Source organism: Roseburia sp. 1XD42-69 (assembly GCF_003612565.1).
In the GTDB taxonomy this organism is placed as follows: domain Bacteria; phylum Bacillota; class Clostridia; order Lachnospirales; family Lachnospiraceae; genus Roseburia_B.
In genome coordinates, this window is sequence record NZ_RAZG01000081.1 from 1 (window position 1) to 11115 (window position 11115).

Genomic DNA, 11115 nt, shown 5'->3' on the forward strand with positions numbered 1-11115 from the left:
GGAGGATGAGGAATTAAAAAAATCAGCATGAACTTTCAACTTTTTGTGTCCAAAGTATTGACATAGGTCCAGTTAGCCCCATTCGACAGTGCAGCGACACGTTGTCGCATATAAACTCTACGTGGGATTTTCCTGCAAAGAGGTAAAAGTGACGGAAAGGCTACGGCCTTTCTAACTGATATTCCGAGAAGTGGAATGACGGGGTAACGCCCTGAAACGCTTCCCTTGATACTGCGTTGGAAGAAACAGGACGTATTTCCCGCGACTGACACAGCACGCTGAAGTCGGCTGTCTGCACCCGCAACTGTCCCCTTTGGGGATAAAGCAAAACCGAGCCAGAGGTGGCCGGGGGTGTTAGGCCGGAGGTCTATAAAGTACCTATGTCCAGAATGCGGCTGACTACCGCTGACAAAAGCCCGAATGTACAGGTCTATAACGGGATATGGTAGAAATGCCATAGCCGTGAAAACGGCGTATGTGGGGTAAAGTAAGATTTGTCGATATGAAATTCCCTATGGTGTTACAGGCATCATCAAGCATACAGGCCTAAAGGGCAGGGTTAAGGGTATTATGCAAAGATAGGAATATCGGAACGTGGAAAGCCCCGGATGTGGAGTGGATACACACAGTGAAGCAATGGGCGGGAAAACCGTGCCGCCTTTACGGGAGGTGCGGTATAACCGTTCTTAATCCGGGAGGAAAGAGCAGCCATGCTACCTGTGAAGCCGTGAATAAAGTAAGCGGTGGAGGGACGGGCTGTAGTCAGGAACAGAAACAAAATCATATTCAATAAACACGCATAGGTTCGAGTAGGACTAAGAAAGGCGAAAATCCAAACGAAAGTGGGGATAAGTAACCGACTATGGCAACAGGAAAGGCAAAGAAGAAAGATAAGTTAAGACACGCCGAGTATTATGACTTCCAGGCAATTCAAGATAAGCTGTATGCCGACAGCAACAAAGGCAAAGTTTTCAAACATCTGGTCGAAATCATTGCATTACCCGAAAATATACGGTTGGCATACCGTAACATCAAGAAAAACCACGGGAGCACGACGCCCGGCACAGACGGAAAAACAATCACAGAATTATCAACGCTCTCTGATGAACAGCTTATATGTGCCGTACAGCGCAAATTAGACTGGTATGTTCCGCAAAGTGTCCGGCGGGTAGAAATTCCAAAAGGCACTGACAGGGCGAAGAAACGCCCGCTTGGAATTCCGACGATTATGGACAGGCTGATACAACAGTGCGTATTGCAGGTCATGGAGCCGATATGTGAGGCGAAATTCCATGACCACAGCTATGGATTCCGCCCTAACAGAAACCAACAGCACGCAATCACCCAGGTTCATAAAGATATGCAGAGAAGCAATCTCCACTATGTTGTAGATATAGACATTAAGGGGTTCTTCGACAATGTGAACCACGGAAAACTGCTGAAACAGCTCTGGGCAATGGGAATCCGTGACAAGAAACTGCTTAGCATTCTATCAGCTATGTTAAAAGCAGAGGTGGCCGGAATTGGATTCCCAGAGGTCGGTACGCCGCAGGGAGGTATTATTTCTCCCCTTCTCTCCAATATAGTTTTGAACGAATTGGATTGGTGGCTTGCCAGCCAATGGGAAGAAATGCCAACGGAGTTTCCTTACAAGGAATCCGTTAATTACAATGGAAGTGTAAGCAAGAGCCATAAATTCGCCGCATTGCGAAGGACAAGGCTGAAAGAGGTCACCGGTGTCCGATACGCTGATGATTTTAAGATATTTACCAACAGCTATCAAAGTGCGGTGAAATTATTCCACGCAACCAAAAGCTGGCTCCATGAAAGGCTCTCTCTTGAAATCAGTCCTGAAAAATCAAAGGTGATTAACCTGAAAGAACAGTATTCAGAGTTTCTCGGTTTCAAGCTAAAGGTTATCCCCCGTGGGAAACGGAGCAACCCTGGCGCGAATGCTCATGTACGGTAAAGAAGCAAGTAACCGAAAACAAGAGATAGACCGCCAGCACCACACTATTCCGAACCAAAGAAGCTAAAGACCAAAAGACAAGCACCGTGGAAATGTGTATAACTTGCTTATCCTTAAGACATTTTTATCCCCATCTTTTTGAAACTGCCCGTATCCTTGGTGTTTAAGTACAAAAAGATGAGGATAAAAATCAATCCGTATGCCATCATATAATCACCATTACAAATTTGGAGGTGATTTTATGATTAAGCACTACAATGACTATGTCCAAGAGATGGTCAATCTCATGGTCGAAAGCGGTTTTGGCGAGTATGGAAGAACTGCCCGTAAACGCTGGTATGAAGCTTTTGGCCGCTATTTATCAGAGGCCGGACTTGTATACTCTGATGAAAATGTTTCAAAATGGCTTGAGGAGGTGGTAAAACCGGCAAATACCAGACAACAATACCATGTGACTGCAAGGTATATGGAACAGCTCCGGGAATTCATCCGCACAGGGGAAATACGGATCGAGAATCTCCTTTTGGTGAAGCCTGACCACGATAAGCTGCCCCCGGAGATACGGGGCACTCTCGATGAATATCTTGCTTCCCGCGAACCGGATTACAGCCCGGAATCTATGCGTCTTGCAAAACTGCACACGGCCAACTTCCTTTTGCGGCTCTGCGCAGAAGGGATGATGAGAATGGAGATGCTCTCCTATGAAATGCTGGCGGCAGTATTCCGGAGCCGTTGGAACGTTACTCCAGAACAAAGATCGGTGATCCTGAGCCATGGCCGCCAACTGCTTGGCTTTCTTCATGAAAAGCATGGTTTCCGGCGGGGATTCTCCATTCTGTTAGAAGATTCCGTGTTCCAGTATGCATATGTCCCCGGATTGTCCGATGGTGCCGTCATGACAGAGCTGCTGCGTCTGAGCCGTGAGCACTCTGTCTGCACTACGGAAGAAATGTATCCCATGATCGCCCGGTTTGCGGACGGGTACAGTGACAGAGGGTATTCCTACACCATGATCAAGAGGGTTACCCATACCCTCCGGTGTCTGTATGTTTTTCTGGATATGCATGGTCTGGACTACTGCCCGGAAGTTTCATGGGAATGGTACACGCTGATCGGAGACAGGATAGGCCGTAACCGCCGGGCGTGGAAGCGTGTACTGGCTCTTTTTGGCAGCTTTGCCGCAGACAGGGAAATACGCTTCCATAAAAACTGTGGGATGACGTCCGCCCAGGAGAAGCGTATGGGGCATTACCCGGCATGGTGTGCGGACGCAGTCAACGGATATGTGGATTGGCTTGCACGCAGTTTCCATAGAGAGTCAACTGTTCAGAACTATAGATACGGCGTCTGGAGTTTATGCGACTACCTTCTGGCCTGCGGCATAAATGGCTTTGGGGACATTACTCCGCAGATGCTTAGGGAATATATAGCCCAGGATCATCACGCCACGTTGAAAGGGCGTTCCACGAGGATAACCATTGTAAACCAGTTCCTGTGGTATGTAGAAACGGGCATCCTTGGAGAGGAAAAGAAACTCTATACCGTGCTCACGGCCGGCACTGCGAAATCTGTGACGGTGCCGGTGGTCCTGACCGATGATGAAGTGAAGCGCATCTATACATACAGGGCAGGATGCCGTACCGGTATCGAACTGCGTAATGCCGCCATGCTGATGCTGGGCCTGCGCCTTGGCTTTCCGCAATGATTTGTTTTTTTCAAGGACAAACGATTTTCTGAATATTTATCTGCCATCGCAGGCGGTAAGAAGTGCCTGCACGGTAAAAACCTATCTTGACGGTCTGACGGTTTTCCGCAGGTATGTCACGGACACAAGGAAAATATCCATGAAGAAGTTCCGTTTTTCCGACTGTACACACGATTTTCTGCTCGACTTCATGGCCCATCTCAGGGACAGGGGCTGTAAGGAAAGCACCTGCAACAACCGGCTTGCCGCTGTGAAATCCTACTTATGGTATGCGGCGGATGGGGATGTGTCTCTGCAGAGTATAGCCCTTGGCGCATCCCGGGTCCCGTTCATGAAGGAAACGAAGCCCATCAGGGAGACCATTCCGGACGGGGCATGCGCCGCAATGCTCGCAGCTCCCAACCTGCAGAAGAAAAATGGCCTGCGGGATATGGCGATCATGGTACTTCTCTATGATTCGGCAATGAGGGTATCCGAACTCCTCGGGCTGACACTGTCATCATTATATCTTGATGCGGCTATCCCCTATGTGCGTATCCATGGGAAAGGAGATAAGGAACGGATTGTATCTCTGACAGATAAAACTGTCGCGCATCTGCGGACATATCTCTCAAGGTTCCATGTTGAGGGGTGTCCGGACAAGCCGCTGTTCTACACGGTGATAAAAGGCCACCTGTCGGCTATGTCATCCGGGAATGTGGAACGGATCATCACCAAATATGCCGATCAAGTCCGGAAAGAACATCCGGAAATGCCAAGGCGGCCTGGGCCGCATATGCTGAGGCGCATGCGGGCGACAGGTCTCTATCAGGACGGCGTTGAGCTTGAACTGGTTTCAAGGATACTGGGCCACTCATCGACCCAGACAACGAGGATATATGCTACGCCATCAATGAAAATGATGCAGGAAGCGATGGGAGGGAGTATTGGAGGTATGCCTGAGGAAGAACCCCTTTGGACAGACAATGAGGACGAGCTGGCAAGGATTTGTGGTCTGAGATGAATTTTTATCCTTATCTTTTTGTGTTTAAACACCAAGGATACGGGCAGTTTCAAAAAGATGGGGATAAAAATATCTTAAGGATAAGCCGCAGACAATATAGATCTTTTCAAGACCGGAGATATCACCTAACATAATGTCTCCTGTATAAGGCGCAGTGTCCTTGTGAGCAGAGTAGGATCTGCATTGTTATGAATACGGATTACAGCGTCCTTCATGGTCACTTCAATCGTATGCGAATTGTCAAGGTGCATCTGTGATGCTGTATTCTGTTCTGGAAATTGATCCGGAACAATGTCGATTGGAACTACATCCTGCTTTGGAAGAGGCTCCACATGATGACCGTAATTCGGTGGCGGGATCTGATCCGCCATGGGAACACGAACTTTATGCGTAGCTGCCATAACCTGTCCTCCTACTTGATTGTAGTGAAATAGTCTAACTATCTAACATCTACAATTATATATAGAGACAGCGGATTAGGGAATCCGCAGGATTATTTGGCGCTTACGATGTACCGTTTCCAACTCTTGGTATCTCTGTTCCTTATGCCTTTTCTAAGTTTTTGCTTGTGTCATTTTTGCTCTCAATCATTTCTGATACCTCATTCTTTCTGTGCTGTGTTAATAGTTTCTGAAAATAAAAAAGGTAGCTGATTGTCTGTTAAGATAATCGCTACCTAAAGGTAAACAATATTCAGTTTTCATATCATTTGTCTGTTTTACTCCGACAAACTGGAAGTTTCTTCTCTATTAGCAGTTATATTTTGCTCCTGAATAAATCAGCAACGCCAATCCCACAACAAATCCCAATACAAAAGCGATAAAACTTATTCATTATATATTTTCATATATTCATTCCAGCATCTTTTTAAAAATGGGACACAAATTATGTCATTTCGATACTCCAATGTTTTATCAAATATCATTTCATATACAATTATTTCTTTCATCTATGTTTCTCCTAAAAATCAAGTTACTCATAATCAGCTTATCCCCCATATAACATGGTTCTAGTACCATGTATTTCTTGTCGCTAAAGAAATATTGGACGTATTGAACTGGGCTTTATCCAACTCATATAAAAACGTATTAATTAAAATTGGATTACCATTTTTATCATTTTTATATGATTGATTATCAAGCTTACTTATACGTTGAAATCCTAATCTTTCTAAAAGCCTCCATGATGATACATTCTGCACATCACAATCTCCATAAATTACACTAATACCAACTGACTCAAATAGATAATGAACAAGTGCATTACTTGCTTCTGTTGCATAACCCTGTCCGCAATATCTAGGATTAAAATCATAATCTATACAATAATGTCCTTCATCATCTATCCAATAACCAACACTTCCTATAACTTTCTGCTTTACTTTTAATTCAGCAACAAGACGATTATCCGTATCTTTCCACTCAGCAATAATGTTTCTTACCTGTTCTTCTGACATTGGATAAAAATCTTCAAATTTGCTGACTTCTTCATCGGAAAAATATTTTAAAATATCCTTAAAATCTGTCACTTTATAATTTCTCAAAAGTAATCTATTAGTTTCTATAGTTATCATCTAACCTCATTCCTTTTTCTATTCTTACTATGGGTATCTTCCATGTACTTTAATGCTTCGTATGGCTTATCCATCGTTGTTTCATCTATTCCCTCATTCTTGCTATCTCCTTAATATCGTTTTCAGTCATGGTTCGCAATATTAAATCATTTGTTTTAATTTCCATTAGCCATTTATCTCACTATCTACAATAACCTTTATTTCATCAACTATTTGCTGAACACTTTTATTATCTGTATTGATAACATAATCGCCTTCATATGGTTTTAAATGTAGCCAGAAAAAAGAACATTCATTTGCATCTCCACGTTTTTTATGACGTTCACGCAAAGTTTCCTCTGAACAGGTCAGGGTAATACCAATAACAGAATAATCTTTTGCCGTTATATCTTTTAGTATCGCTTCACGAATTGTTTTATCCACAACAACCACTGACGAAAAAAAGACATAATCAAAACTAGAGTTTAAATATGTAGATAATGAGAATGACATTGTTTTATCACCATTTCTCAACCTCGGATCATCAACCGAAAACGGATTGACACACCATGCCCAATCGCCATCAAAATCCCGATTTGTTGAATTGTTCAATATCATTATCTTACTACAAACGCATACACAATTACAATAAATTTTCCTTAATCTTTCTTTACCCTATTCTTTGCAATCATCATCTGCCCTGCCCATAGGCTTTGTGCATTTGCGGGCATTTCCCGTTGTCGTTCCCGAAAGTCCATTCCCTCATAGCCGGGTCGGTGAAGCCCTTTCTTTTCAGCCGTTCCACTTCCTCCCGGTGCTTCTGTTCCCGGTCTGCGGCTTTCAGCAATTCCCGGCGTTTCCGCTGGCAGTCACATTCTTTAGCGAAATTTGGTACTGTGGTAGAATCTTGCTCTTAGAAAGTGACGGATTCCGCTGTGCTGGCTTCCCTCAATACCTTTAGTGCCGCAAGCGGGGATTTTGCCAAAGCAGCGGCGATATTTCTCCCCCTACTACCTACAACACCATGCAAAGCAAAAATGACGGTGATTTGCGGAAATATCTCTCTATTCCTTACAAAACCGCACAAGCTGGAATAGGCGGAAATTTGTGAAAATTTCTTTTTGCCCGCCCTCCACGGACAGCCTGCGGATTTGCCAAACGGGAGAGGAAATTTCTTTCTATCTCCCTCTGCACGGCATAATACTGGCAATTTTTGAAAATGCCAAAAATGGGCGCAAAAAAACAGGAAACCTTTTCTTGATTTCCTGTCTTGGTATGCCGTTTTATGTAACAGCAATTGTTTTATTTTCTGTTGACTATAATCTACAAACGAAAAGTTACTTTTCTAATAATTTCAAAAACCTCTTATCATTCATCTGCTCGTTTGTAATATAGTTACCATCTAAAAATAATGCATAAGTTGTAATTGGTGTTGGAGCGTTTTGTGCATCCTCCTTGTTCTGTAAGTGAACCGACTTGAATGGTATAGATTTTTCTTTCGCAATGTTTTCAATTACAGGAATGTATTTTGCATTAAACGGACACTGATTGGTGTAATACAGAACATATCCCATCTCATCAATATGAGGGTGCTTTGCACATTCTTTGAATTTTGGCAATAAAGCATTTTCGGTAAAAGATAAATGCCATAACTGAATACCGTTATCCGCTTCATCGCTGATGTCAAACCCTTTGTATTTTAAAAATTTAGGGTCTGCCAGGAATGGTTTTTTCTTTGCCGCAGATAATATACATAGTCCTTTTTTTCCTTTGTTTTTGCTATCCTCAATGCAAATATTCAGTAGTTCCGCCCCATAGCCATGTCCTTTAAAAGAACCAGCTACCCATAAACAGTCAATATACATATAGCCATCTGCGACAATGGGATTCCAAGCATTTTCAGCGGGTATATATTCAATAAAACACTTTCCCCGTTGTTCACTTTTTAAAAAAACCAAACCATCATCAAAACGTTCTTTTAACCATTCTTTTTTTGATGACACTTGAATATCATTATTGTTTGAAATTGCACAACATATATGCTCTTTTTCTATATTCTCATTTGTTACTCTGATATATTCCATAAGCACACCTCTGTAATTTTTTTAGCGTTGCTCTATTATACCTCCATTTTTTCAAAAATGAAAGCAATTCCTTATACTTCCTGCCCATCAAAACGAAATTTGAATAGGGAAGCAACAAGCCGCTGTTTTATGCTGTCTTCGGTATCTCTGTCGATATGCCCGTTTTCAATGGCGGCAATTCGGATACGCTTGCTGTAATGCCGTAAAACCTCGTCCACGGCTTCCGGCTCTCCGCTGGTTGCCCGGACAATCGTTTCATAGGGCAAAAGGTTCGGATTCCCCATGTGAAAGCACCTCCATTTCTTTATGCAGGAGCTGTAAAGTCCTGCGGATTTGATACCCGGTCGTACTCCGGCAGCGTCCGTACATTTCCCCGATTTCCTGCTGTGTGTAATGCCCGAAAAAGTAAAGGAAAATAATTTCCCGGTTCTTCTCTGGCAGAGATAACAGGGCGGCGGCAAGTTTCCTATTGGTGAGGATAACTGTCTGACCGCATATCGTTATAGGGTGTTCTTCATAGGGTGCTTCAAAATATTCATCTGTTGTGCCTAAAGGGTAAAACTTTTCTTCTGTGAGGTATTCAAGGGATATTTCTTTTTGCCGCCGCCTGCTCCTGTCACGCCATGCGTTGATAGCCGCAAAGCGTATGACGGTCTTGCAAAAGCCATTGAACGTATACATGATATGTTCTCTGTATGCTTCTGTGCAAGGCATAGTTGATTCCCCCTTTCTCCCACATAGGGCGATGCACAGTTTATGGCTGCTTTTATAATTCAAAGGGGCGATAGCAATTTTAACTACCGCCCCTTGATTACCCTTCAACAAAAATGACTTCACTTTTTTTACTAATCATTGGACGATAGAAATGACAATATCAAAATTAGTTTTTCCAGCGTTTCAGTGTCGGAAACCATTCAAGCATAATTTTTCTTGCTTCTTCTTCGCTCATATTAGGATTAGCAGCAGCCATATTCGGTACACATACCTCAATCATTTCTTCCATTGTACCATTAAAAGTAAACTTACCGTTTTCAAAACAATACTTGCAGTATTCCTCATTTTTGCTGCCATCTGCATTTGTTCCGTACAGTTCATCAGTATCTCCCATAGGCATACCGCAGCACTGACAAAATTTCTGATTCATTTCATTCATTTTTGTTACCTCTTTCTTTCTAAGTTGTGCTTAAAGTTTCTGTATAGCTGTATTGCTATGGTCATTAGTATAGCACATATATCTTGACACCTTTTGTCAAGGTTTATTTTTTTTATATATTTCTTGTGCCTGTTCAGCTAAAATACCTTTTAAATACTTTGGTTCAATGACTTCAACTTGTGCCCCGAATGAAAGCAGATAACCAGTAAGCCATGTATCAACTGGGATTTCAGTACAAACAATTAAATCACCGTTTTTTTGATATTTAATTTCTGATTCGTCAAATTCATCATAGACACGATATGCAATAGCTTTTGAAAACGAAAGGACTATTTTAGGGTATATCTGTTGCAGATTGTTTTTTTCTTCTGGGTATGGTCTTGGCACAAATGTGTCCTCTAATAATTCCAGCTCTAATATACGGTTTAATTTGAATGTGCGAAAATCTTGTTTTTCCATACAAAATGCTTTTAAATACCACTCTTTTGATTTATAAGATATTTTTAATGGTTGAACGATTCGTGTGCTTCTTCTGCTGTTAGAGTTTTCATAAACTATCTTTACTTCTCTACACTGAATCACCGCTGTTTTCAAAATTTCAAATTTTGAGTTATCATAAATGCGTTTTCCCCAACGTGAAAAATCCACTTCAAGCCAATTTCTTGTATTTACATTGAAAATCGCTGATAACTTTGTTAGTAATTCTTTTTCTCCAGTATAGCCTGTGGCAAATATACTTTGTATTGCCGTCAATACTTCCTGCTTCTCATTTTCGGATAATATTGCTCTGTCCAAAATAAAATCCTGCAATAAGTATATACCGCCGTTTCTTCCCGGTTCAGCATAAATCGGGATACCCGCACTGCTTAATGCTTCTACGTCACGATAAATTGTTCTTGTAGAAACTTCAAATTCAGCTGCTAATTCAGGAGTCGTATCTTATCGGTTGCCTTGCAGACAAAGGAATGTCAGCAGATTATATCTAAAATCAAAACGGAAAGCCAAGAAACCACTCCCCCACAATCCACTCTCCCCAATGCGGAAAACGAAAGCGAGGGCGGTACGGAATGACAAAGGCGAGGACACTGGAAAGCCGAGGTAACGTATCCACCCTGTTTACAGGATGCGCACAAATATACCACCAGAGGTGGTATGTGCGCCCTTCGGGGAGGGAGCTTCAGAACGAGAGCCGAAAGCACAGTAAACAGCAAAGCAAAACTAAGCGGAGGGAGGAAGAAATTTAATGTGAATTTTATTGTAAAGATAAGCGTTTTTTTGTATAATTGAAGTGTGGCATGAGCAGGATATATCATATCTTGTACCACAAATTTTTAGAAATCGAGGTGGTAAGGTGTCAGACGATACAAAGCAGACACAGGAAGTTAAGGCAAAACGTACCGCAAAAAACAGTGTGTTTTTAGACCTTTTCCAAGACAAAAAGAATTTGTTGAAATTGTATAAGACATTGCACCCAGAGGTACGGATGCAACAGAGGACACACTGGATATTGTAACGATAGACAATGTTTTGACAGATAATCTCTATAATGATTTGGGCATAATGGTAGGTAACAACAGATTGCTTTTGTTGTTGGAAGCGCAATCGAGTTGGACGGTAAATATTTTAATCAGAATACTTCTGTATTTAGC

At 42.3% G+C, this 11115-nt stretch carries 12 protein-coding genes and 3 pseudogenes; 4 read left to right on the plus strand and 11 right to left on the minus strand.

What is annotated here, in order from left to right:
- Positions 1-862: 862 nt before the first annotated feature.
- The 3 genes and pseudogenes from D7Y06_RS21425 to D7Y06_RS21435 form a co-directional block, all read left to right on the plus strand.
- Positions 863-1942: pseudogene (locus D7Y06_RS21425) on the plus strand (reverse transcriptase domain-containing protein); the annotation flags it as partial.
- A 268-nt stretch (positions 1943-2210) separates the two neighbouring features.
- Positions 2211-3674 (plus strand): hypothetical protein, encoded by a 1464-nt coding sequence (locus tag D7Y06_RS21430; RefSeq protein WP_120409647.1) that lies wholly within the window; start codon positions 2211-2213, stop codon positions 3672-3674.
- Positions 3658-4677, plus strand: coding sequence for a tyrosine-type recombinase/integrase (locus tag D7Y06_RS21435; RefSeq protein WP_120409648.1), 1020 nt, complete (start codon positions 3658-3660; stop codon positions 4675-4677). The genes D7Y06_RS21430 and D7Y06_RS21435 overlap by 17 nt, the downstream gene beginning before the upstream one ends.
- 125 nt (positions 4678-4802) lie before the next feature.
- Here the strand turns inward: D7Y06_RS21435 and D7Y06_RS21440 are convergent, their stop codons facing one another.
- The 11 genes and pseudogenes from D7Y06_RS21440 to D7Y06_RS28425 all read right to left on the minus strand — a co-directional run.
- The gene (locus tag D7Y06_RS21440; RefSeq protein ID WP_199714816.1) at positions 4803-5078 is read right to left on the minus strand and encodes an IS66 family insertion sequence element accessory protein TnpB; all 276 of its coding nucleotides are present in this window, start codon (positions 5076-5078) and stop codon (positions 4803-4805) included.
- Between the two features lie 425 nt (positions 5079-5503).
- The gene (locus D7Y06_RS27730) at positions 5504-5626 is read right to left on the minus strand and encodes a hypothetical protein (protein ID WP_256387246.1); all 123 of its coding nucleotides are present in this window, start codon (positions 5624-5626) and stop codon (positions 5504-5506) included.
- 60 nt (positions 5627-5686) lie between these two features.
- The gene (locus tag D7Y06_RS21455; RefSeq protein ID WP_120409649.1) at positions 5687-6250 is read right to left on the minus strand and encodes a GNAT family N-acetyltransferase; all 564 of its coding nucleotides are present in this window, start codon (positions 6248-6250) and stop codon (positions 5687-5689) included.
- A gap of 165 nt (positions 6251-6415) precedes the next feature.
- Positions 6416-6841, minus strand: coding sequence for a hypothetical protein (locus D7Y06_RS21460; RefSeq protein ID WP_147415736.1), 426 nt, complete (start codon positions 6839-6841; stop codon positions 6416-6418).
- Positions 6842-6935: 94 nt separating this feature from the next.
- A pseudogene (locus D7Y06_RS21465) lies at positions 6936-7109 on the minus strand (ATP-binding protein); the annotation flags it as partial.
- Positions 7110-7566: 457 nt separating this feature from the next.
- Complete coding sequence (locus D7Y06_RS21475; RefSeq protein ID WP_120409652.1) at positions 7567-8313, minus strand: N-acetyltransferase; 747 nt, start codon at positions 8311-8313, stop codon at positions 7567-7569.
- 71 nt (positions 8314-8384) lie between these two features.
- Positions 8385-8597 (minus strand): helix-turn-helix domain-containing protein, encoded by a 213-nt coding sequence (locus D7Y06_RS21480; protein WP_120409653.1) that lies wholly within the window; start codon positions 8595-8597, stop codon positions 8385-8387.
- Positions 8569-9027: an RNA polymerase sigma factor gene (locus tag D7Y06_RS21485; RefSeq protein WP_120409654.1), complete on the minus strand. Its 459-nt coding sequence runs from the start codon at positions 9025-9027 to the stop codon at positions 8569-8571. The genes D7Y06_RS21480 and D7Y06_RS21485 overlap by 29 nt, the downstream gene beginning before the upstream one ends.
- 166 nt (positions 9028-9193) lie before the next feature.
- Positions 9194-9457, minus strand: a complete 264-nt coding sequence (locus D7Y06_RS21490) for a zinc ribbon domain-containing protein (RefSeq protein WP_120409655.1) — start codon at positions 9455-9457, stop codon at positions 9194-9196.
- 105 nt (positions 9458-9562) lie between these two features.
- Positions 9563-10261, minus strand: a complete 699-nt coding sequence (locus tag D7Y06_RS21495; protein WP_243119434.1) for a helix-turn-helix transcriptional regulator — start codon at positions 10259-10261, stop codon at positions 9563-9565.
- A gap of 36 nt (positions 10262-10297) precedes the next feature.
- Positions 10298-10384, minus strand: a pseudogene (locus tag D7Y06_RS28425) (HTH domain-containing protein); the annotation flags it as partial.
- Between the two features lie 149 nt (positions 10385-10533).
- Here D7Y06_RS28425 and D7Y06_RS26635 point away from each other — a divergent pair.
- Positions 10534-10710 (plus strand): hypothetical protein, encoded by a 177-nt coding sequence (locus tag D7Y06_RS26635; protein ID WP_199714817.1) that lies wholly within the window; start codon positions 10534-10536, stop codon positions 10708-10710.
- Positions 10711-11115: the final 405 nt, after the last annotated feature.

Bases quoted from the DNA above. Each gene is read 5' to 3' on its own strand.
- D7Y06_RS21430 (WP_120409647.1), top strand. From the start codon at position 2,211: ATGATTAAGCACTACAATGACTATGTCCAAGAGATGGTCAATCTCATG.
- D7Y06_RS21440 (WP_199714816.1), bottom strand. From the start codon at position 5,078: ATGGCAGCTACGCATAAAGTTCGTGTTCCCATGGCGGATCAGATCCCG.
- D7Y06_RS27730 (WP_256387246.1), bottom strand. From the start codon at position 5,626: ATGAAAGAAATAATTGTATATGAAATGATATTTGATAAAACATTGGAG.
- D7Y06_RS21455 (WP_120409649.1), bottom strand. From the start codon at position 6,250: ATGATAACTATAGAAACTAATAGATTACTTTTGAGAAATTATAAAGTG.
- D7Y06_RS21475 (WP_120409652.1), bottom strand. From the start codon at position 8,313: ATGGAATATATCAGAGTAACAAATGAGAATATAGAAAAAGAGCATATA.
- D7Y06_RS21480 (WP_120409653.1), bottom strand. From the start codon at position 8,597: ATGGGGAATCCGAACCTTTTGCCCTATGAAACGATTGTCCGGGCAACC.
- D7Y06_RS21485 (WP_120409654.1), bottom strand. From the start codon at position 9,027: ATGCCTTGCACAGAAGCATACAGAGAACATATCATGTATACGTTCAAT.
- D7Y06_RS21490 (WP_120409655.1), bottom strand. From the start codon at position 9,457: ATGAATCAGAAATTTTGTCAGTGCTGCGGTATGCCTATGGGAGATACT.
- D7Y06_RS26635 (WP_199714817.1), top strand. From the start codon at position 10,534: ATGACAAAGGCGAGGACACTGGAAAGCCGAGGTAACGTATCCACCCTG.